Annotated in this window: 22 protein-coding genes; 14 read left to right on the plus strand and 8 right to left on the minus strand. The window is 62.5% G+C overall.

Annotated features, from left to right (window positions below):
- Positions 1-734 precede the first annotated feature (734 nt).
- Complete coding sequence (locus tag IM737_RS06875; RefSeq protein ID WP_236899179.1) at positions 735-2,711, plus strand: bifunctional 2',3'-cyclic-nucleotide 2'-phosphodiesterase/3'-nucleotidase; 1,977 nt, start codon at positions 735-737, stop codon at positions 2,709-2,711.
- Between the two features lie 60 nt (positions 2,712-2,771).
- Positions 2,772-3,758 (plus strand): ribonuclease T2 family protein, encoded by a 987-nt coding sequence (locus IM737_RS06880; RefSeq protein WP_236899180.1) that lies wholly within the window; start codon positions 2,772-2,774, stop codon positions 3,756-3,758.
- Between the two features lie 147 nt (positions 3,759-3,905).
- On the opposite strand, the gene IM737_RS06885 is transcribed toward IM737_RS06880, so the two are convergent.
- Positions 3,906-4,355, minus strand: coding sequence for a MarR family winged helix-turn-helix transcriptional regulator (locus IM737_RS06885; RefSeq protein ID WP_236899181.1), 450 nt, complete (start codon positions 4,353-4,355; stop codon positions 3,906-3,908).
- 106 nt (positions 4,356-4,461) lie between these two features.
- Between IM737_RS06885 and IM737_RS06890 the strand changes: the two genes are divergently transcribed.
- From IM737_RS06890 to IM737_RS06910, 5 genes are all read left to right on the plus strand, one after another.
- Entirely contained in the window at positions 4,462-4,902 is a 441-nt protein-coding gene (locus tag IM737_RS06890) for an organic hydroperoxide resistance protein (RefSeq protein ID WP_236899182.1), read from the plus strand.
- A gap of 105 nt (positions 4,903-5,007) precedes the next feature.
- Positions 5,008-5,241 carry a hypothetical protein gene (locus IM737_RS06895; protein ID WP_236899183.1) on the plus strand — a complete coding sequence of 78 codons (234 nt, stop codon included), beginning with the start codon at positions 5,008-5,010 and terminating at the stop codon, positions 5,239-5,241.
- Between the two features lie 89 nt (positions 5,242-5,330).
- Entirely contained in the window at positions 5,331-6,074 is a 744-nt protein-coding gene (locus IM737_RS06900) for an ABC transporter ATP-binding protein (RefSeq protein WP_236899184.1), read from the plus strand.
- Complete coding sequence (locus IM737_RS06905) at positions 6,071-7,690, plus strand: permease (RefSeq protein WP_236899185.1); 1,620 nt, start codon at positions 6,071-6,073, stop codon at positions 7,688-7,690. Before IM737_RS06900 ends, IM737_RS06905 begins: the two co-directional genes overlap by 4 nt.
- Positions 7,683-8,150, plus strand: a complete 468-nt coding sequence (locus tag IM737_RS06910; RefSeq protein WP_236899186.1) for a GNAT family N-acetyltransferase — start codon at positions 7,683-7,685, stop codon at positions 8,148-8,150. The genes IM737_RS06905 and IM737_RS06910 overlap by 8 nt, the downstream gene beginning before the upstream one ends.
- A 3-nt stretch (positions 8,151-8,153) precedes the next feature.
- Here the strand turns inward: IM737_RS06910 and IM737_RS06915 are convergent, their stop codons facing one another.
- On the minus strand, positions 8,154-8,327 hold the full coding sequence (locus IM737_RS06915) for a DUF1328 family protein (protein ID WP_236899187.1): 174 nt from the start codon (positions 8,325-8,327) through the stop codon (positions 8,154-8,156).
- A gap of 118 nt (positions 8,328-8,445) precedes the next feature.
- On the opposite strand from IM737_RS06915, the gene clpS reads away from it, so the two are divergent.
- Positions 8,446-8,751, plus strand: a complete 306-nt coding sequence (gene clpS / locus IM737_RS06920; protein WP_236899188.1) for an ATP-dependent Clp protease adapter ClpS — start codon at positions 8,446-8,448, stop codon at positions 8,749-8,751.
- Here the strand turns inward: clpS and IM737_RS06925 are convergent, their stop codons facing one another.
- From IM737_RS06925 to IM737_RS06940, 4 genes are all read right to left on the minus strand, one after another.
- On the minus strand, positions 8,752-9,024 hold the full coding sequence (locus IM737_RS06925; protein ID WP_236899189.1) for a DUF2277 domain-containing protein: 273 nt from the start codon (positions 9,022-9,024) through the stop codon (positions 8,752-8,754).
- Between the two features lie 65 nt (positions 9,025-9,089).
- Positions 9,090-10,010, minus strand: a complete 921-nt coding sequence (locus IM737_RS06930; RefSeq protein WP_236899190.1) for a flagellar motor protein MotB — start codon at positions 10,008-10,010, stop codon at positions 9,090-9,092.
- An 18-nt stretch (positions 10,011-10,028) separates the two neighbouring features.
- Positions 10,029-10,892: a flagellar motor stator protein MotA gene (gene motA, locus IM737_RS06935; RefSeq protein WP_236899191.1), complete on the minus strand. Its 864-nt coding sequence runs from the start codon at positions 10,890-10,892 to the stop codon at positions 10,029-10,031.
- Positions 10,893-11,080: 188 nt separating this feature from the next.
- On the minus strand, positions 11,081-11,716 hold the full coding sequence (locus IM737_RS06940) for a class I SAM-dependent methyltransferase (protein WP_236899192.1): 636 nt from the start codon (positions 11,714-11,716) through the stop codon (positions 11,081-11,083).
- A gap of 86 nt (positions 11,717-11,802) precedes the next feature.
- Here IM737_RS06940 and IM737_RS06945 point away from each other — a divergent pair, with 86 nt between their 5' ends.
- The 4 genes from IM737_RS06945 (at position 11,803) to IM737_RS06960 (ending at position 15,753) form a co-directional block, all read left to right on the plus strand.
- Positions 11,803-12,705 carry a LysR family transcriptional regulator gene (locus IM737_RS06945; RefSeq protein ID WP_236899193.1) on the plus strand — a complete coding sequence of 301 codons (903 nt, stop codon included), beginning with the start codon at positions 11,803-11,805 and terminating at the stop codon, positions 12,703-12,705.
- Positions 12,706-12,786: 81 nt separating this feature from the next.
- Positions 12,787-14,280, plus strand: coding sequence for an FGGY family carbohydrate kinase (locus IM737_RS06950; RefSeq protein ID WP_236899194.1), 1,494 nt, complete (start codon positions 12,787-12,789; stop codon positions 14,278-14,280).
- A gap of 70 nt (positions 14,281-14,350) precedes the next feature.
- Complete coding sequence (locus IM737_RS06955) at positions 14,351-15,187, plus strand: sugar phosphate isomerase/epimerase (protein WP_236899195.1); 837 nt, start codon at positions 14,351-14,353, stop codon at positions 15,185-15,187.
- A gap of 71 nt (positions 15,188-15,258) precedes the next feature.
- A complete protein-coding gene (locus tag IM737_RS06960; protein ID WP_236899196.1) occupies positions 15,259-15,753 on the plus strand; it encodes a hypothetical protein in 495 nt (164 codons plus the stop codon).
- A 405-nt stretch (positions 15,754-16,158) separates the two neighbouring features.
- Here the strand turns inward: IM737_RS06960 and IM737_RS06965 are convergent, their stop codons facing one another.
- On the minus strand, positions 16,159-16,770 hold the full coding sequence (locus tag IM737_RS06965; RefSeq protein ID WP_236899197.1) for a hypothetical protein: 612 nt from the start codon (positions 16,768-16,770) through the stop codon (positions 16,159-16,161).
- A gap of 95 nt (positions 16,771-16,865) precedes the next feature.
- Entirely contained in the window at positions 16,866-17,753 is an 888-nt protein-coding gene (locus IM737_RS06970) for a DUF4238 domain-containing protein (protein WP_236899198.1), read from the minus strand.
- Positions 17,754-18,089: 336 nt separating this feature from the next.
- Here IM737_RS06970 and carB point away from each other — a divergent pair, with 336 nt between their 5' ends.
- Both carB and IM737_RS06980 read left to right on the plus strand, forming a co-directional pair.
- Entirely contained in the window at positions 18,090-21,401 is a 3,312-nt protein-coding gene (gene carB, locus IM737_RS06975) for a carbamoyl-phosphate synthase large subunit (protein WP_236899199.1), read from the plus strand.
- 95 nt (positions 21,402-21,496) lie between these two features.
- Positions 21,497-21,946: a hypothetical protein gene (locus IM737_RS06980; protein ID WP_236899200.1), complete on the plus strand. Its 450-nt coding sequence runs from the start codon at positions 21,497-21,499 to the stop codon at positions 21,944-21,946.
- Positions 21,947-22,089 lie beyond the last annotated feature (143 nt).

Raw genomic sequence — 22,089 nt, forward strand, 5'->3', positions numbered from 1 at the left:
CCGGTTGCCTTAAGCATTAGCAACAAGCCGGGCCGATGCAAACGGTTCCGCTGTGCGGACGTGTAGAAGCGCCGCCTGTGACGCGGTTGTCGAATGGTGGGCAGACCCCGAGACGGCTTTCGCCTCTGAGTTTAGTTTTTATTGAGACGGAAGCCGTCTCGGGGTGCCGGTTTTTGGAACGTTTCCGGCGGCGGGAAGTCATAGCAACCCACGGCCGAAACGCGAACCTGTGGGAGAAGGCAAAATCCCCACCCGGCTCACCTCACCACTGTTCGCCTGCAGGCCGCCGTGTGGGGTGATGAGGGGAGTGTACGGGAGGATTTGGGGGTGGGGATAAGAGGGATAAGTTGGGGTTTCAAGTGTGTGGCCCACCCCCACCTAGTTTCGCTACGGCCCTATGGACCTAGCTGCACTACCCCCCATCTAGGGGGAGGTGTCCGCTCCACTCTTGGAGCGCGATCGAGTCTCAACCACCAGGCGCACCTCCCCACTTGAAGGGGGAGGCTGGGAGGGGGGTGGGCAACGAGCACCAATATCCCGCACTGTCACAAATTGACCAACTGGTCAAAAACTCCTAGCTTCGCTCGCGGCCGTCATTCCAGCGTCACCTGCCGGCGGCATGAGCAACAGCGCTCCGTGAGGAGTGTTACGCGGCGGGGCTAAGCCCCGTGTCCGGGAGCGCGGCGCCCCCGGATGTTCAGTTCAGCAAAATGAACGCCTCAGGGAGACGATCAATGAATTTCCTGCCAAAGATTTCTCGACGGACTTTTCTGGCCGGGTCGGCCAGTGTTGGAGCCATGGCCGCCATGCATCCTTTTGCCACTATGGCGCAGGCGAACCAGGCGCATTTGCGCATTATCGAGACCACCGACCTGCATGTCGCGGTCTTCGCTTATGACTATTATGCCGACGCCCCCAACGACACGATGGGTCTCGCCCGTACTGCCTCGCTGATCGAGGCCATCCGCGCCGAGGCCGGCAATTCGATGCTGATCGACAATGGCGACATCATTCAGGGCAACCCGATGGGCGACTACATCGCCTATGAGAAGGGCCTCGACGGCAACGTCCATCCCATCATATCAGCCATGAACACCCTGGGCTATGAAGCCGCGACGCTGGGCAATCACGAGTTCAACTACGGCCTCGAATACCTCGACAAGGCCCTGGCCGGTGCCGAATTTCCCTTCGTCTCCGCCAACCTGGTCAAGGGTGAGCTGGCCGCCGATCCGCTCAGCGACACCACCTATATCAAGCCCTACCTGATCGTCGAAAAGGAACTGACCGACGGTTCAGGCGCCACCAAGACCATCAAGATCGGCCTGATCGGCTTCCTGCCGCCGCAGATTATGACCTGGGATTCGACCCACCTGCTGGGCAAGGTCAACACTCGCGATATCGTCGAGACGGCCACGGCCTATGTGCCTCGGATGAAGGAAGAAGGCGCCGAGCTGATCATCGCCTTGTCGCATTCGGGCATTGCCGCCGATCAGACCACCGGCGCCGAGAATGCCTCGCTGCAACTGGCTGCCGTCGAAGGCATTGATGTCGTGGTGACCGGTCATCAGCATCTGGTGTTCCCCGGCCCCGACTACGAGGGCGTCGAAGGCGCCGATATCGAAGCCGGTACGCTGAGCGGCAAGCCAGCCGTGATGGCCGGCTTCTGGGGCTCGCATATGGGCCTGATCGACCTGCTGCTCGAGCAGGATGCCGACGGCAAGTGGACCATCGCCTCGCATACGTCGGAAGCCCGTCCCATCTCCGAGCGGGTCGACGGCAAGGTCAATGCGCTGGTCGAGGACGAGGCCGAGGTGACTGCCGCCGCCGACGCCGATCACAAGGAAACCATCGAATATATCCGTCGTCCGGTCGGCGAGACCTCGGCGCCGCTCTATTCGTACTTCGCGCTTGTCGCCGATGATCCGTCGGTGCAGATCGTGAGCCAGGCGCAGACCTGGTACATCGCCCAGATGATGAAGGGCACCGAATGGGAAAGCCTGCCCATCCTGTCGGCGGCAGCCCCGTTCAAAGCTGGCGGTCGTGGCGGTCCGGACTATTATACCGATGTCCCCGTAGGCCCGGTGGCGATCAAGAATGTCGCCGACCTCTACCTCTATCCCAACACCATCCAGGCGGTGAAAATCACCGGCGCGGATGTGAAGAACTGGCTCGAACGCTCGGCCGGCATTTTCAATCAGGTCGAGAAGGGTGCTGTCGACGCCGAGCTGATCAACCCCGATTTCCCGTCCTACAATTTCGACGTGATCGACGGGGTGACCTACAAGATTGACCTCACCCAGCCTTCCAAGTACTCGTCCGACGGCAAGGAAGAGCCGAACCCGGACGCCAACCGCATCATCGACCTGATGTTTGACGGCGCGCCGATCGATCCGGCGGCAGAGTTCATCGTGGCGTCCAACAACTACCGCGCTGGCGGCGGCGGCACGTTCCCCGGCATCGGGCCGGACGTGATCGTGTTCAAGGGGCCCGACACCAACCGCGACCTGATCGTGCGCTTCATCGTCGAGAACGGCACGATCAACCCGTCGGCCGACAGCAACTGGTCGCTGGCCCCGATCGGCGACACGACCGTGCTGTTCGCCACCGGCCCCAAGGCGTCCGAGTATGTGGACGATGTCACGGCGGTCAAGCTCGAGGCGACCGGCGAGACCAATGCCGACGGCTTCGGGCTCTATCGCATCACGCTCTGACGTGTAAGCTGAGGACTGTGTGAGGGGGCCTGACGGCTCCCTCATTGTTTGGAGGGTGGTATGCGGCGACTTCTGGCTCTGGCGATGCTTGCGCTGTCGACCCTGCCCGCCCATGCCGAAGTGCCGCTGACGGGCTACTTTACCGCCACCAAGGCCTGCCCGGCATTCCAGTCGATCAGCCGGGAAACCAATCCGGGCAATATCCAGATCCGTCCCGGCACGGCCTATGACCTGGTCGCCGGCAACACCGCCAACCCGACGCATCTGTGGATCGTGGTGCCTGGCGCATCGCCGGAGCGACGCTGGGTGGCAGTCGATTGCGGGACGCGGGCGACCGATGCCGAGGGACAGATCGCCGAGCCACCACCGCCCGCCCCTGCCCCGACCTATCGCGGTACGCAGTATATCCTTGCTATCAACTGGCAGCCGGCTTTCTGCGAGACGGTTTCCGGCAAGCCTGAATGCGAGCGGCAGACCGAGCGCAGTTTCGAGGCGATGCATTTTGCCCTGCACGGATTGTGGCCGCAGCCGCGCAGCAACCAATTCTGCGGCGTGTTGGAGGATGATCGCTGGGCCAGCGAGAATGGCCGCTGGCGCAGCCTGCCGGAGGTGCGGTTATCGCCTGAGCTGCGGGCAGAACTAAACGAGGTCATGCCCGGCACGCTGTCGGCGCTCGACCGGCATGAATGGACCAAGCATGGCACCTGCTACGGCACGTCGGCGGAGGAGTATTATCGCGACGCCACTGACCTGATGCTGGCGCTCAATACCTCTGAAGTGGTGGACCTGTTCGCCAGCAATATCGGCCGCAAGATCACGCTGCGGCAGGTTCGTGATGCCTTCGATCAGGCTTTCGGACCGGGCGCCGGCGAGCGCGTGCGCATGGAATGCGAACCGGATGGCAACCGGACCATCATCACTGAACTCACGATCGGGCTGACCGGGACGATCGATGGGCCAGACGATCTTGCGACACTCATCGCGGCAGCAGGTCCGACCGAGGGCGGCTGCGCATCGGGCATGGTCGACCCGGTCGGGCTGCGCTGAGCTGAGCTACATTTGTGCCACGCCCTCGTGGTTCGAGGCTCGCAAGAGCTCGCACCTCACCATGAGGGCTACTGGGAACACGTGCATCAACAGTCCTCATGGTGAGGTGCGCTTCTTCAGCGCCTCGAACCACGAGGGCGCGGCACTTCAATTACTGGCATCCAACCGCTGGCGCAGCAGGTGCAGGCTTTGGCGGAGGGTGGCAGCGTCTTCCGGCTCGCCGCCCAGCGCCTGGCCAACGGCCAGCGGCACGGCAAGCGCCTTGGCGCGCAGGCCCCTGCCCTCTTCGGTGAGGAAGATGCGGACCTGGCGCTCATCCTCCTCATCACGCTGCCGTCGCACCAATCCGCGCGCCTCCAGGCGCTTGAGCAGCGGCGTGATGGTGCCCGAATCGAGGAACAATTTGTCCCCCAGCGCCTTTACCGTGAGACCGTCGGCTTCCCAGAGCACCAGGAACACCAGGTATTGCGGATAGGTGAGCCCCAAAGCGTCGAGGCGCGGCTTGTAGAAGCGCGTGAAGGCGTGGCCCGCAGCGTAGACCGCGAAGCACAGCATGGAATCGAGTTGCAGCGGATCAGCCGTCTTGGCCATGGGCATCTTCCATCCTGAGAACAAAATCATCGTAGCACGCATTTTTTCGATTGCACACAATTTAATTGTACGCTATTGAACGGCCGCCAACTTGATAACCAAGGAGTTTCCGATGTCCTCGATCAAAGCCGCGGTCTATACCGCCCACGCTCACACCACCGGTGGCCGCACCGGCACCAGCGCGACCGATGACGGCCGCCTGTCGGTGACGCTCGACACCCCCAAGGAAATGGGCGGCAATGGCGGCCCGGGCACCAATCCGGAGCAGCTTTTCGCGGCCGGCTACTCGGCTTGCTTCCTCGGCGCCATCAAGGCCGTCGCGCGCGGCGACAAGATCAAGGTGCCAGACGAAACCACCATCGACGCATCGGTGTCCTTCGGCGAGAACGCCAATGAAGGCGCCCACGGCTTCAACATCGCGGTCGAGCTCAAGGTGACGCTGCCCGGCTTCTCCAAGGAAGACGCCGAGGCGCTGGTCCACAAGGCGCATGGCGTTTGCCCCTATTCCAATGCAACGCGCGGCAATGTCGATGTGAAGCTCACCATCGCCTGAATGTTTCATTAACCATATTTGCACGGCCGCCGGCGCAAGCGCCGGCGGCCGTAACGTTTGTCGATCAGGCTGCGAATGACGGGGAGATCGTCTCCCGAGTGCGCCATGGCCATCAGCAGCGACTATCCCAAGCCGATCACCGTCAACGGCTATGTCTGCCGCAATTGCGACGACGTCTCGAAAGCCAAGAGATTCGAGGACCCGGCGGCCAAGGCTGGCGCGGAGACGCCAATAGCGACGGATGCCGTCTCGTTCGGCGGCTCACTGGCCGGTCGGCGCACTGTTGCAGCAGCGGCTCAGGCCGAGCCACTCCGCCTGACACTGGATCGCTACGCGTAGCGTCACTGCGGCGAAATCTTAACGCTGTCGATTCATGCGCGTGTAAGGGCTGCGCGATAGGCTTTGGCGCTTTCTTCCGGAGCGACGCCATGACCGCCCCTGCCCTCGCCATCACCAATCTCGCCAAGAGCTTTGACCGCAGGGTGGTCGATAATCTGGACCTGACGGTACGGGCGGGCGAATTCTACGCCCTGCTCGGGCCCAATGGAGCTGGCAAGACCACCATCCTGCGCATGGTCGCCGGCCTGCTGCAGCCGGATCAGGGCGGCATTTCGATCTTCGGCATCGACGCGCGGCGCGACCCCATCGCCGCCAAGCGCATCGTCGCCTGGGTGTCGGACGAGCCCATGGTCTATGACCGGCTGACGCCGCTGGAATATCTCGAATTCGTTGCCGGTCTCTGGCAGATCGATATGCGCACCGCCGAGGCCAAGGCCAATGAGCTGATCGACTGGCTCGGCCTGCGACCGCACGCCAACGAACTCTGCGGCGGTTTTTCCAAGGGCATGCTGCAGAAGGTGGCGCTGGCCGGGGCGCTGGTGCATGACCCCAGGCTGATCATTCTCGACGAGCCCCTGACCGGGCTCGATGCGGGCTCGGCCCGCCAAGTAAAGGATGTGCTGCTGGGCAAGGTCCGCGATGGCGTCACCGTCATCATGACCACCCACATTCTCGAGGTGGCCGAGCGCATGGCCGAGCGCATCGGCGTCATCGCCAACGGTCGACTGATCGCCGAAGGGACGCTGGCCGAGCTGCGGACGCGGATCGGACGGGAATCGAGCCTGGAAGACATCTTTCTCGATCTTGTGGCACAGAGCGCGGAAGCGGCATGAGCCTGGCCCCGACCTCGACCCTCTGGTTCGCCCGGCACGAGCTGACGCTCGCCTGGCGAGAAGTCGTCGCCATGCTGACCGGCGGCAGCCGCAATCGTGGCATCGGGATCGTCATCTTCATCGCTGTCGTCACGCTGGTGTTGCACCTGATGGCCTTTGGCCTGGTGCGCAACTGGGCCTCCGGCGGCATCCAGTCCGATGCCGGAAGCCTGGTGATGCTCACGGGCACGGGCATGCTGTTCTGGACCGTGATGCTGTCGCAGGCGCTGGAGGCAGTCACGCGGGTCTACTATGGCCGCTCCGATCTTGACCTTGTTCTGTCGTCCCCTGCCTCGTCGCGACGGCTGTTCGCCGTGCGCACCGGCTCGGTCGCGCTGACCAGTATTGTCTTCACCGGCCTGCTCGCCAGTCCTCTGATCAACATGCTGGCTTTGTTCGACGGACAGCGGTGGTTCGCCGCCTATGGCGTGGTGGTCGCGATGGGCGCCATTTCGACCGCCATTTCGGTGGCTGTCACCATGTTGCTGTTCAAGCTGGTCGGCCCGCGCCAGACACGGTTCATCTCCCAGATCGTTGCCGGCATTGTCGGCGCCGGCTTCGTCATCGGCGTGCAGGGCGCGGCCATCCTCTACTATGGCGACATGTCGCGGTTCACGCTGTTCCAGTCGCAGGCCGTAATAGACGCTGCGCCGGGCATCGATAGCGGCTTCTGGCTGCCCGCCAAGGCGGCAATGGGTGACCTGAATGCATTGGCCATCGTCCTCGCCATCGGCCTTGGCGCGCTGCTGGTGGCCATCGTGGCATCAGCATCAAGCTATGGTCGCCTGGCCATCTCGGCGGCAGGGCTCAACCACGTGGCCAGCCAGCGCCGGCCATCGGCTCGACGCTTCCATCCGGCCTCGCAACGGCAGGTGCTGCGGCTCAAGGAATGGCGGCTGTTGCAGCGGGATCCGTGGCTGCTGTCGCAGACGCTGATGCAGATCCTCTATCTCGTACCGCCAGCCTTGCTGTTGTGGATGAACTTCGGCAACAGCGCCGGAGCCTTCGTGGTGGTTGTGCCGGTTCTGGTCATGGCCGCGGGTCAACTCGCCGGCGGTCTCGCCTGGCTCGCCATTTCAGGCGAGGACGCGCACGACCTGGTAGTCACGGCACCTGTCGCGCCACGCTCGGTGCTGATCGCAAAGATCGAAGCGGTGCTCACGGTCATCGCGATCGTCCTCACACCGCTGCTGTTGCTGATGGCGATCAGTTCGCCAGGCGCCGCGCTCGTCACAGCCTTATGCGCCGCCTTGTCGGCCGGCTCGGCGACCGCGATCCAGCTGTGGTTCCGTGTCGTCGCCAAGCGGAGCATGTTCCGCCGCCGCCAGGTCGCCTCCCGCGCCGCCACGCTGAGCGAGGCCTTTGCCTCGATCATGTGGGCCGGCACGGGTGCGCTGTTGGCATCCGGCTCGTGGCTGGCCATCGGCCCTGCAGTGATCGCCATGCTGGTTATCGGCCTCGCGCGATTGCTCGCCCCGCGCCGCGCGCGAACTGCGCTTGCCCAAGATCTGCCCTTGGCTTGCCCAAGATCTGCCCTTGCGCGTAAACGTCAGCCATCACGAGGCTTCCATGACTGACCTGACCTTTCGCGACGCCACGCCCGCCGATATCGCCACTATCATCCAGCTCAGCCATGCTGGCGACGCGCGTGGGACAGATACGCCACCGCTTGATCCGGCAAGTCTCAGCGATCCACGGTATCGCGCTGCTTTCGATGAAATCACCGCCGATGCCAACCACCAGTTGGTCGTGGCAGAAAAGAACGGCGAAGTAGTCGGCACCATTCAACTCAGCTTCATTCCGGGCATGCCCAATTTCGGCATGCGAAGGGGGATGCTGGAAAACGTCCATATCCGCGCCGACCAGCGCGGCACTGGCCTGGGTACGCAGATGGTGCAATGGGCAATCGAGCGGTGCCGGGAGGAAGACTGCGGCGTGGTGCAGTTGACCTCGAACAAGCTCCGACTGGACGCCCACCGCTTCTATGAGAAGCTCGGCTTCACCAAGAGCCACGAGGGCTTCAAGCTGAAGCTGTAGGCATCAGGTGAGCGCAGCGATCCCCAGGAACGCCAGCGCCAGCAGGATGACGATGCCCGCCAGCATCAAACCAAAGACGAGCTTGGCCGCAAAGGCGGCACCTGCAGCCAGACCAGTAAAGCCCAGCGCACCGGAGACCAAGGCGACGACGACGAGCAGAATGAGCAGCTTGAGCATGGTGGTCTATCCTGACATTTCTTCAGGATAAACGCCGAGCACAGGCTGAGCGTTCCGCGATCACAGTATAGACGTCATATCTGTGCTAGAATGCGCACCAATCAGCAGGAGACGCCCCATGGCAGAGACCGGCACCAAGCCCCGCACCAAGACCGTCCTCAAGCCCGCCAGACCGCCGCTGCACAAGGTTATCCTGGTCAATGACGATTTCACGCCGCGCGACTTCGTGGTGCGGCTGCTCAAGGCCGAGTTTCGCGTGCCCGAAGCGCAGGCCAACGTCATCATGCTGACGGCCCACACCAAGGGCGCGTGCGTGGTTGCCGTCTTCACCAAGGAAGTCGCCGAGGAGAAGGCCACGCGTGCCACTGAGGCGGCGCGCAATAAAGGCTATCCCCTGCTCTTCACCACCGAACCCGAGGAATGATCAGGCGCGGGCGAAGCGCAGTTTAGACTTCTCCCGGCGCTTTTCCGCCTCGACTTCGCGGTCCTTGGGTGGTGCATTGGTCTCAAGCGACTTCAGCAGCTTGCGCAACACCTTCTCGATATCCTCCACGGCCTCGTGGAAGGCAGCTTCGTTGGCATGGGACGGCTGGGCAAAGCCGGAAATCTTGCGCACGAACTGCAAGGAAGCGTCGTGCATCTCGTTCACCGTGGCGGGCGGTTCAAAATTGAACAGCGGCTTGATGTTCCGGCACATGGCAAATCTCCGACAGCAATGCCGTCATTCTGGCATCGCTTCGGCAATCGGCCAACCCTCTGCGGCTAGAAACCGAGGTTGTTCGGAACCGGTGGGGCCTCGTTGAGCACGGTAATCTTGATGCGCTCGTTGGCCGCCTGATAGGGGTCGTTGGGGAAGAACGGGTCGGAGGTCGAGCGGCCACTGACCGACTTGATGCGGTCGTCAGCCAGGCCGAACTCTCCCAGCAGCGCACGCACGACGTTGGCGCGGTCGGCGGATAGCTCCCACGAGCCGTAGCGAGGATTGGCGTAGTTGCCGCCTGCCGCGACATGGCCCGAGATGGTGATCTGGTTGGACAGTTTCTGCAGGATCGGTCCCAGGGCAGCGATGGCGACGCGCGCTTCCTCGGTGGGGTATTTCGACCCTTCCGGGAACATCGGGCGCCCTTCCTGATCGACAATCTGGATATCGAGGCCCTCTTCGGTCACTTCGAGCAGCAGGTTGTCGGAAATCTCGGTGATATCCGGCAGGGCCTGCCAGGCCTGGCGAATGCTGGCGGCGGCGCTGTGGAAGGCCTGATCGTTACTCGACTTCAGGTCCGCATTGGCGGCACCCATTGCAGCATCGGCTTCGCCATCATCACCCTCACGACCGCCGGTGCCGGCATCTGGCTGACCCTTGCTGGTGCTTTCAGGCGAGATCGAGACGTCGCGCATACCATCGACGGACGAGCCGGCCATGCGGGCACCATCGGTATCGAGGGCCGTACCGCCCATGATGCCGCCAGCGCCGCTTGTGGTCAGCGACACATTGGGTGGCGAGAAATAGTCGGCCAGCCCTTCCTTCTGCTCCGGCGTGGTCATACTGATCAGCCAGAGCAGCAGGAAGAAGGCCATCATTGCCGTCACGAAGTCGGCGTAAGCGATCTTCCAGGCGCCGCCATGGTGACCATGGGCGGCCTTCTTGACCTTCTTGATGATGATCGGCTGGTCGTACCCGGCCATGGTCTAGCTATCCTTGGCTCAAGTCGCAGCGGGCATGTTGGATGTCGCTGCATCAACCTCGGCGAAGGTCGGACGGTCTTCCGACAGCAGCGCCTTGCGGGCAAATTCGATGGCCATGACCGGCACCTGACCGCTGATATGGGCCAGCATGCCTGCCTTGAGGCACTGGAAATACTTGGATTCGGCCTGGTAGATATTGCCCAACGACTGGGCAAAGGGCGCAAAGAAGCCATAGGCGACGAAAACGCCGAAGAACGTACCCACGAGAGCGCCACCGATCATGTGGCCCAGCACTTCGGGCGGCTCGCTGATGGCGCCCATGGTATGGATCACGCCGAGCACGGCGGCCACGATGCCCAGAGCAGGCGTGCCGTCGGCCAGGGCCTGCACGGCAGCCACGATACGGTGCTGCTCCTGGTGGTGCGTTTCGAGTTCCTCGTCCATGAGCGCTTCCATCTCATGCACATTGTTGGAACCCAGCGTCACCATGCGCAGGTAGTCGCACACGAACTCGACGGCATGGTGGTCCTTGGCGAAAAGCGGAAACCGGTTGAACAGCGTCGATTCATGCGGATTTTCGATGTGCTGCTCCAGCGCCAGGATGCCCTTGGATTGCACGAGCTTGTAGAGGCTGAACTGCATTGCCAGCAGCTCGACATAGGCGGCCTTCTTGTATTTCGGCCCCTTGAACAGCGTGCCGAAGGACCCCAGCGTGCCCTTGATCACCGGACCGGTATTGCCGATCACGAACGCGCCGATGGCCGCGCCCAGAATGATGAGAAATTCCATCGGCTGCCATAGCACGATGAAGTGCCCACCAACGCCGGCATAGCCGCCCATGACGCAGGCAACGACCACAACGATACCGATTATGAGACGCATGGCACCCGTACTCTCGACAATAGGCAAGTCGCCGACAGAACACGGTCGACCGCGCCAGCACTATCAGGGCATTAGCCTTAACAGCCGGTGTATTCCCGCATCGACTCCAGCAGGCGTGATTGTCGCAGCTGTATGAGCGACGCATCAGAAATCCGGCGCTTCCTGGCGTAGTCGGTGACGTTGGTCGTTTAGGCCACAACGGGCTTCTGCGCGACGATGAACACGGCCTTGCCCTTGCCCGGCTGCCATTGATGGACAATGGCAAAGCCCGCTGACGACAGGCTGTGCACCAGTTGCGCGCTGGTCATCACATCCAGGTGCGGCAGGGCGCCAAGCGCCTTGCCGATCGGCGCGAGGAATTTGAAGAATGGCATCGTGTCGCCGATGCATGTCGTGCTGGAGATGAAGTAACCACCCGGCTTCAGCATGCGAAAGACCTTGGCGATGACAGCGGCCTTGTCGGGCAGCAGGTGCAGGATGCTGAGACCCAAAATGGCATCGTAGCGGCCGTGCTCCTCTGCCATATCCCCGATATCGGCGCGCTCGAAGCTGACATTGTCGACCCTTGCTTCCCTGGCCTTGGTTCGGGCGATGTCGAGCATGCCTTCGGAGAAATCGATCGCCGTGATGTGCCGGACGAATGGAGCGTGGATGATGGCCGTGCCGCCGGTACCACAGCCAAAATCAAGCACCTCCATGTCGGGCCGGAAGTAGCGCTGCGTGGCCTGGAGCTTGGTGCGATAGGCGGCTTCGTCGGCAATGGGCTGACGCGCATACTTGTCGGCCATCCGGTCCCAAAACCTGCTTGCTTCAGCCATCGCCATTCTGGTCTCCCGCTCTCGCACCAAAATCGCACCTTCGATCACTCAACGAAATTGCTGAAATCTGGAATAGCGATATACGTATTTGCATGAGTAGCAACCTTGGCGCCTTCGACTGGAACCAGATCCGCGCCTTTCTCGCCACCGTGGAGACTGGCTCGTTGTCGGCGGCGGCGCGCAGCCTTGGCCTGACCCAGCCCACCCTAAGCCGGCAGGTCGCGGCGCTCGAGCGCGATCTTGGCGTGATGCTGTTCGAACGATTGGGCCGCGCGCTTGTGCTGACCAGTGCGGGGGCTGAGCTTGCTGGGTCCGTGCGCGACATGGGCGAAGCAGCGCGCCGTGTCTCGCTGGCAGCATCGAGCCAGTCGCAATCCATTTCCGGCCTGGTGCGCATTTCGGCCAGCGACGTGGTCGCCACTTATCTGCTGCCGAACGCCCTCAAGCGGCTGCACGAGATTGCCCCCAGCATCCAGATCGATGTGGTTGCCGCCAATACGGTGAGCGACTTGATGCGCCGCGAGGCCGATATCGCCATCCGGCATCTTCGCCCTACCCAGCCCGACCTGGTGGCGCGGCGCTGCCCGGATACGACGGCGCGCCTCTATGCGGCGACCAGCTGGCTTGATCGGCATGGACGCCCCGCCACGGGTGCCGACCTCGCTGGTGCCGCGCTGATCGGTTACACCGAAACCGGTGACCTTGTAGCGGAGCTCAATGCCCGGGGTCTGCCGGTGACGGCGAGCAGTTTCACCTGGACGTCGGGTAGCGTCGTCGTCGCCTGGGAAATGATCCGGCAGGGCCTTGGCCCCGGCGTCATGTTCAGCCTGGTCGCCGACGCCGATCCAAGCGTGGAACCGGTTTTGCCCGGGATAGCGCCCTTCCCCGTGCCGATGTGGCTCGCGACCCATCGCGAATTGCACACTAGTCGCCGCATCCGTCTGGTGTTCGACTTTCTCGCCGACATGCTCATGGGCGCGATCGGGAGAGACTGAAGGCCGACAGGATTCCGATGGTGTTTCTATCGAGGCTTGGGCTAGGTGTTGGCGATCACCGATCCTGCGTCACCAGGTGCCATGCCCACCCATATCCTCGTCATCGACCAGAGCACGACAGCGACACGGGCGCTTGTCTTCGACCCCGCGCAGGATATTGTCGGCGAAGGCAGCATGGAGGTCACCCAGCACCAGTTCGAGCCCGACCGGGTAGAGCAGGTGCCGGAGGAAATCTGGGCGACCTGCCTGTGGGCCTGCGAAACGGCAATCCGGCGCGCCGGCATCACAGCCCGCGACATTGCCGGCATTGGCATTGCCAACCAGCGTTCGACGGTCGTCGTCTGGGATCGCGCCACAGGGCGAGCCATCCACAATGCCATCGTCTGGCGCGACCAGCGAACCGCCTCCGCCTGTGGCGAGCTGTTCCATGCCGGCCACGAACCGATGGTTCGCAAGAAGACGGGTCTGCTGATCCATCCGTTCTTCTCCGCGCTCAAGATCAAATGGCTGCTCGACAATGTCGAGGGCGCGCGTGAACGAGCCGAGCGCGGCGAACTGGCATTCGGAACGATCGACAGTTTCCTGATCTGGCGGCTGACCGGTGGCAAGGTGCATGCCACCGATGCGACCAATGCGGCCCAGACGTCCCTGTTCGATATCGGCACCAACAATTGGGACAGCGAACTGCTCGATCTCTTCGCCGTGCCATCGCAAATCCTGCCCGAGGTGAAGGACAGTGCTGACGACTATGGGGCCTCCGAGGCTGACATTTTCGGCGCCCCGGTACCCATCCTGGGCGTCGTCGGCAATCAGCAGGCGGCGCTGATCGGCCAGGCCTGCTTCGCGCCCGGCATGCTCAAGGCCACCTATGACGAGCACTGCTTTGCCATGCTCAATACCGGCGACGACATCGTCAACTCGGACAATCGCCTGCTGACCACCATTGCCTACCGGCTCGACGGCAAGCCGACCTACGCCATTGAGGGCGCGGTGGTATTCGTCGGCGGCGGGCTGCAATGGCTGCATGACGACATCGCGCTGATCGACAATTGGGGCCAACTCGACGGCCTGGCTGCGTCGTCGGACCCGGCCTTGCCGATTTATATGGTCCCCGGCTTCATCGGCGGCGGCGCCGACTGGCTCGAAGTCGAAGCCCGTGGCGCCATCATCGGCCTGAGCCTTGGTACACGACCCGCCGACCTGGTGCGGGCTGCGCTCGAAGCGGCCGGCTATCAGTCGCATGACCTGTTCAAGACCATGCGCGAGGACTGGGGCAGCACCAGCGATGTCATCATCCGGGCCGATGGCGACGTGACGGCGTCGGACTGGAACATGCAATTTCTGGCCGACATTACCCTGATGCCGGTGGTGCGCACGAACTCGTCGGAAATCATTGCGATGGGCGCCGCCTGGCTCGCAGCCTGGCGCGCCGGGCTGTGGCCCGACCAGGCAGACTTCGCCAGCCGCCGTTACAAGAGCCGGGAGTTTCACCCGCGCATGGCTGAGGACCAGCGACAGGCGAAACTGGCCGGTTGGCGCGATGCGACGGGTCGCGTGGCGCCGCTGCCCCGCTAGGACATCGAGCCTTGCCCGGGATGAAGGCCGCCTGATAGAGCTCATCACGCCGCACCACCAGGAGCCGTCCATGGCGCAAAGGCTTGCCATCCTGCAGTCACTCTGGGCCATGCAGAACCTGCGCGACGAGCCGGTCCAGCCGGCGCTGGAAGCCCAGATCGAGCGGATCAAGACCGCCAGCTTCGACGGGCTGGGCGCCATGTGGGAAGACGATGCCGCGGCGCGGCTGGTCGCCAATATCGCCAGGGCCGAGGGCCTGATTGTCGAAGGCACCTGCCTGCCCGATAGCCTCGATGCGCTGCGCGATCACATCAACCGCGCCCATCGCTTTCCGATCCATCATCTCAACGTGCAGCTTCGCATGCTGCCGCCAACGGCCGACGCCGCGGTGCAACTGCTCGAAACCATCCGCCCGATCATCGCCGCCTCGGACATTCCGGTCTATCTCGAAACCCATCGCGGCCGCATTTCCAACGACCTGCTGGTCATGGTGGAACTGATCGAGCGCCTGCCTGATCTCAAGCTGCTGGCCGACCTGTCGCATTATGTGGTGGCCCGCGAGCTCGAACTGCCCATCGACGCGGACACCGCCGCCCGGATCTCGACCATTCTCGACCATGCCTGGGCCTTTCACGGTCGCGTCGCCGGCAGCGGACAGGTGCAGTTGCCGATCAGCTTCCCGCAGCATGCGCCATGGTTCGACCAGTTCGAACGCTGGTGGACGGAGGGCTTCGCCAGCTGGCGCCGCCGTGCCGCGCCTGACGCCCGCCTCACCTTCACCTGCGAACTGGGTCCGCAGCCCTATGCCATATCGGGCAGCGATGGCCGCGACCTCACCGACCGCTGGGCCGAGTCGCTGCTGCTCAAGCAGATGGCCGAGCGGGCCTGGGCGCAATCGCAGGGCTAAGCCAATCACGTCAGTGTCGGTTGCTGCGCCGCAACCTGCCGACTACGGTTTCCCCGATTCAGGGAGCACCCATGTCCAAAGCCTTGCCCATCGCCCTCGCTCTGCTGCTTGCCACACCGACTCTGGCCGAAGAGTGGCACTACGAAAACGCCAGCGTGCCGATCGCCTATTTCGACACTGGCGCCGCGCAACTGCAATTCGCCTGCCGCGGCGGCGACCTGGCGCTGGGCTTCTGGGTCCGCAAGCCCAATGCAGCGGTGGCGCAGGCGGGATCGATGAGCGTCGCCATTACCCCCGACGCTGCCGCAGACAGCCCCGTCTCGGCGACCTCGGGCACGAGCTTCGCGCAGGAAATCCCCCTCATCCACAGCGACGGCAGCTCAGTGATCGTGCGCGGCCCGGTAGCGCGGCAATGGGCGCGGATCGCGCAGCAGGCGGGGGAAACGATCCGGGTGGCCTATGTCCGGCAGAAGGCGTCGGGTGCACTGGAGGCGTTCGATGTGACCGTGTTTGGCGCAAAGGGGTCAAAATCCGCGATCGGGAAGGTGTTGGAGCGGTGTGGGTAGCCCAGGACATGCATGAACGCCGCCCGGCCTTGCGGCGTCGCGAGATCACGGCATGAAGCGGCTTTCACCCCGACGGCTTGCGCCGCCTGTTTGAGTTATTGAAGAGGCGAAAGCCGCTTCACACGACTGGGGTTTTGGGCAGGTTGGTCAGGTACGCTGATGTTGCAAGCGCAGCTGCTCGATTTCCCCTGCCTGGACCAGGCGACCCCGATCCACCCATCTCCCCGCCCGATGCTTCGTCGGCACCGCGTGAGCGGCGGGGATGGGTGGAGTATGTCAGAGCCGATTGGGGGCGGGGATAACTTTTCGGAGAAACTGGTCAAGCGGATGAGAGGGAAGCAGCCGTTACCGACCCCAATGCAGTCATTCGCGCTGTAGACGCCAGAGCACAAAAGCGGTCAGTCGTTACCAGTCTGAGGGCACTAACGTGCCAACTTCTGTGCGTTCGTCGGATAGAACCTCCTCATTGTGCCGGTGCTTCTCGATCATCCGGTTCAGCCGGCGCTTTTGCTGTGCTCGGTCATCGGCCATGATGTTCGGGAAGAGCATTCTGACCTTCTCGCGCATCTCGCCAGGGTACATGGCTTTGTCGTTGACCCCGTACCACCAAGCTTGAAACACCTGCGCCTCGACGGGCAACCGCTTGGTGATAGCCAGATAATCCCACCATCCGAGAAATAGAACAACGTCGTTGGCCTTGTCGGTAAAGCCGGCCATTACCTTTTCGTCGTCTCGGTCAGGATCAGTGCGATCCGTGCGCGTGTAATGCTTGATCGCGTTCCAGTAGATGTTCCGCTCTTTCCGAAGCGCCTTTACGTCCGGGAATGAGGTTGTGCCAATGAGATGGGTCGAAATCGTCGTGATGCCGGCCTTTTGGGCGATACGCTCGATGACTTCGCTCCCTCCGCAAGCAAGCGCCTGGACGGAGAGCGGGTCCTTGTTCCGGATAAATAGCGAAAGCGCGGTACCTAGCTGATGGCGGGCAATGCGGACGGGGATTTCGGAGCCTTCGACCATGCAGTCCTACCGTGCGAAAAGCGTCTGGTTTCTTGCACCTTCGCTCAAAAGCGCCTTTCCGCAAAATACCCCTGAATGTCCGCCGGAAAGCTGCCTCATCCAAGCAGATATTCCGAGGTCGTGAAGTAGTCAGGGGTTTCGTAATTCACTCGGGACAACGAGGCGATCAAAGCATGAGATCGCCCGGCGATCATCACGGATTGCCTTGTCATTGCCTCGTTCATCGTCCGAAGTTGCTCCCTGGTGAGCTGCTCTACGTGAACTGTCTTGGCTTGCGAGCAGTAGCCGAGCGCAACGTCACTCGCGACCGGCATGAACGAGATTTTGCCGCCAGGTGCCTCTTCAGCAGCGGGTCCGACCTTGGCCATTGCGGTGGGGTGATCTCCAAGAACGAAGGCGGCATTTCGCGGTGCCAAGTATACAGCCAGACCCCTGCTTCGCATCTCCACAAGAAGCCCCTCGGGAGGACCGGATGCTTGAGCAGCAATACGGGCGTTCCGCTTGATCCTGTCGACGTCTTCAAGGTCAGTCATCCAGGCCCTGTCGGCATCTGTCCAGCGCGGCTGATTGGCAACCTCTTCTAAAGCGGCGTTAAACTCGTCATCGCTTAGGAAACGGGAATGCCAGGCTGCAGATCGCTTGTCCGAATAGTAGCGGAAGTGGTGGAGGAACTCCCAAACTTCGTTCCCCATTCTGGGCGTCTTTCCCGCCCTGACGATGCCGAGAAGTTGGCGGAGGAATTGAGCTCCCGTAGACTCAAGTTTCGAGAAGCCATACTCCAACGAGACGTCGCGTTCACCCTCGTCGCCGATGAAGGTGTAGAGATCATCTTCCAAGAACAGGTTTTCCGGTGTGGTGACCTTTACATCACCAACGGCAAAACTTCGGCGCCAGAAATGCAGCCCTCCCATGTCATTGATGAAATTCCTTAGGATCATCCGGGGAATGTAGTGGTGTCGGCGAGGTGCTCTGTTGCTAGACATTTTCCGACTTCAGCAGATTCGAGCCGAGTCGAACAACGTTGTCGGTTCGCGCGTTACCCGAAACGTCCGATATCGGCAATGCGTCTGCCAAAAGCCGTCAGTCGCCCTCCCACCCCATGGCAGACTATCCGTGCGCTAAGATGCAACGGTTGCCGCCACCCCTTCCCTTTCCCACCCTCTTCGGCTAGACAGCCCACCTAACCACCCGGTCCAAGCCTAACCCAAGCGCAGCAACGCCCTGTTGTCGTGCGCATGCGGTGCGGGTGGTCACGAGCCGGGTGATTCTTTCTTGCCCGACCCTGCGTCCCAGACGCGAACCAGAGTTGAGCGAGCGCCATGCCAAAACGTACCGATATCAAATCGATCCTCATCATCGGTGCGGGTCCGATCATTATCGGGCAGGCCTGCGAGTTCGATTATTCCGGCACCCAGGCCTGCAAGGCGCTCAAGGAAGAGGGCTACCGGATCATCCTGGTGAACTCCAATCCGGCGACGATCATGACCGATCCGGACCTGGCCGACGCGACTTACATGGAGCCGATCACCCCTGAAGTGGTCGCCAAGATCATCGAGAAGGAACGTCCGGACGCGCTGCTGCCGACCATGGGCGGCCAGACGGCGCTGAATTGCGCGCTGAGCCTCCGCAAGATGGGCGTGCTGGAGAAGTTCGGCGTCGAGATGATCGGCGCGACGGCCGAGGCCATCGACATGGCGGAAGACCGCGAACTGTTCCGCGATGCCATGAAGCGGATCGGGCTGGAAACCCCGCGTTCCATGCTGGCGCATAACACTATCGAGGCGCTGCAGGCGCTCGAGGTCATCGGCCTGCCCTGCATCATCCGCCCGTCGTTCACCCTCGGCGGCACCGGCGGCGGCATTGCCTATAACCGCGAGGAATATCTCGCCATCGTCGAGAGCGGCGTCGATGCCAGCCCGACCAATGAAGTGCTGGTCGAGGAAAGCGTGCTCGGCTGGAAAGAGTACGAAATGGAGGTTGTCCGCGACAAGAAGGACAACTGCATCATCATCTGCTCGATCGAGAATATCGACCCGATGGGCGTGCATACCGGTGATTCCATCACCGTGGCGCCTGCTTTGACGCTGACGGACAAGGAATACCAGATCATGCGCGACGCCTCGCTGGCGGTTTTGCGCGAGATCGGCGTCGAGACCGGCGGCTCGAACGTGCAGTTCGGCATCAATCCGGCCGATGGCCGCATGGTCGTCATCGAGATGAATCCGCGCGTGTCGCGCTCGTCGGCGCTGGCGTCGAAGGCGACGGGTTTCCCCATCGCCAAGGTCGCGGCGCGGCTGGCGGTCGGCTATACGCTCGACGAGCTCGACAACGACATTACCGGCGGCATGACCCCGGCCTCGTTCGAGCCGACGATCGACTATGTCGTGGTGAAGATCCCGCGCTTCGCCTTCGAGAAATTCCCCGGCGCCGATAACCGCCTGACCACCTCGATGAAGTCGGTTGGCGAGGCCATGGCCATCGGCCGCACCTTCCAGGAATCGCTACAGAAGGCTTTGCGCTCGCTCGAAACCGGCCTCACCGGCCTCAACGAGATCGGCATTCCGGGCCTGGGCGAAGGCGAAGACAAGAACGCCATCAAGGCCGCACTCGGCACGCCGACGCCGGACCGCCTGCTGCATGTGGCCGAAGCCATGCGCAAGGGCCTGTCGCTGGAAGATATCCACGAGGCCTGCAAGATCGACCCGTGGTTCCTTGAGCAGATGCTGGGCATCGTCGAGACCGAGAACAAGGTCAAGCAATTCGGCCTGCCGCAGGATGCAGTGAACCTGCGGTCGCTCAAATCCATGGGCTTCTCGGACGCACGGCTGGCCCAGCTCGCCAACATCAAGCCATCGGACGTGCGCAAGCTGCGGCACTCGCTGGATGTGCGCCCGGCCTATAAGCGCATCGACACCTCGGCCGCCGAATTCGCCTCGCCGACCGCCTATATGTACTCGACCTACGAAGTGCCGTTCAACGGCAAGGTGGATGACGAAGCCCGCCCGTCCGACCGCAAGAAGGTGGTTATCCTCGGTGGCGGACCGAACCGCATCGGCCAAGGCATCGAGTTCGACTATTGCTGCTGCCATGCCGCCTTCGCACTGGCCGACGCCGGCTACGAGACCATCATGGTCAACTGCAACCCAGAAACCGTATCGACCGACTACGACACCTCGGATCGCCTGTATTTCGAGCCGCTGACCGAAGAAGACGTGATCGAAATCCTGTTGACCGAAAAGCAGAACGGCACCCTGCATGGCGTGATCGTGCAGTTCGGCGGCCAGACGCCGCTGAACCTGGCCGAAGCCGTGCTCAAGGCCGGCGTGCCGATCCTGGGCACCCAGCCAGACGCCATCGATCTGGCCGAAGATCGCGACCAGTTCAGCAAGCTGCTCAACAGGCTCGACCTGACCCAGCCCAAGAACGGCATTGCCTATAGCCTGGAGCAGTCCCGCCTCGTCGCCGAGCGCCTGGGCTATCCGCTGGTGATCCGCCCGAGCTACGTACTGGGTGGCCGCGCCATGGCGATCGTGCATTCGGCCAACGAATTCGAGCGCTATGTGCAGGATACGCTGACCGGCCTCGTGCCGCCCGATATCCTGCAGCGCTATCCGAACGACAAGACCGGGCAGATCAACTCGGTGCTGTCGGACAATCCACTGCTGTTCGACGCCTACCTCTCAGGCGCGACCGAAATCGACGTCGACGCCCTCTGCGACGGCAAGGACGTGTTCGTTGCCGGCATCATGGAGCATATCGAAGAGGCCGGCATTCACTCCGGCGACTCGGCCTGCTCGCTGCCGCCGCGCAACCTGTCGCCCGAGGTGCTCACCGAACTGAAGCGCCAAACGGCCGAGCTCGCTTTCGCGCTCAAGGTCGGCGGGCTGATGAACGTGCAGTATGCGCTCAAGGACGGCGTCATCTACCTACTCGAAGTCAATCCTCGCGCCTCGCGCACCGTACCCTTCGTCGCCAAGGTGATCGGGCAGCCGATCGCCAAGATCGCCAGCCGCATCATGGCCGGCGAGAGCCTTGCCAGCTTCGGCCTGGTCGAAAAGACCTTCAAGCATATCGCCGTCAAGGAAGCCGTGTTCCCGTTCAACCGCTTCCCGGGAGTCGATACGGTGCTGGGGCCGGAGATGAAGTCGACCGGCGAAGTGATCGGGCTCGATACCGATTTCGCCATGGCCTTCGCCAAGTCGCAGATGGGGGCAGGCCAGAAGGTGCCGACTTCGGGCAAGGCCTTCATCTCGGTGCGGGATGACGACAAGCAGTATATCGTCGACATGGCCCGCCACCTGGTGGAAGCCGGCTTCGAGATTTTGGCGACCGGCGGGACGCAGCGCTATCTCGTCGAGAACAGCGTGCCGGCCACCAAGATCAACAAGGTGCTCGAAGGCCGTCCGCATATCGTGGATTCGATGAAGAATGGCGGCGTGCAGCTGGTGATCAACACCACCGACGGCATGAAGTCGATCAGCGACAGCCGCGATATTCGCCGTACGGCGCTGCTCGCCAAAATCCCGTATTACACGACCATCGACGGCGCCCTCGCCGCAGTGGAGGGCATCGTCGCCCTGCGCAATGGCAGCCTCGCCGTCCGGTCGCTGCAGAGCTATTTCGCGGCCTGATTGACCCAAGGACCTACCCTGAACAGGGGTAGGTCAGCTTGCGACGAAGCCGCATGATGCAGGAGTGACACCATCACTTCTGCATCGGATAGCTCATGCGCCAGTTTGCCTTGTTCGCCATCATTGTCGGCATCACCACGCCCGTGCAAGCTGCCGAGATCACCAACATGTTCATCATGCCCGGCTTCTGCGAGCAGTTGCGCGTCGACAACAAGCCGGTGGCGGGCTGCGAAAACAAGATCATGCAGGTGGTCTATGACTCAGGGCGCGCGAGCCTGGTGGCTGTTGCGGAAGGCGATGTCTACTCGTTCTCGGGGACGGAGCAGCGTGTGCGCAACGGCAAGATTTATCAGGGGCTCGACCAGGTCACCATCGCCACGGCCAGTGGAACGCAGAACCACACGGTGACAGGGCTCTGCGAGTTCGAAGACCCGTTCGCTGGCGCGGCCAGCTTCACCTGCAAGGCCCATGGTGACGATGGTATCATCTACAACCTGGTCTTTGCCACCGACGGAACGCCGCCGGAAGACAGCATGGCCGATTAGCCGCTCGGCTTGACTTTAAGTAGGCCGGTCGCATACTTGCCCCACCATGATGATGATCCAGTCTCACAAGTTCGCGGTGTTCCTCGGCGCCTGATGGCGCCCATCGAGGGCATTCCGTTGAGCGGTACGCCGCTCTGACCGGC

The sequence above is a fragment of the Devosia sp. SL43 genome (assembly GCF_021729885.1).
Taxonomy (GTDB): Bacteria; Pseudomonadota; Alphaproteobacteria; order Rhizobiales; family Devosiaceae; genus Devosia.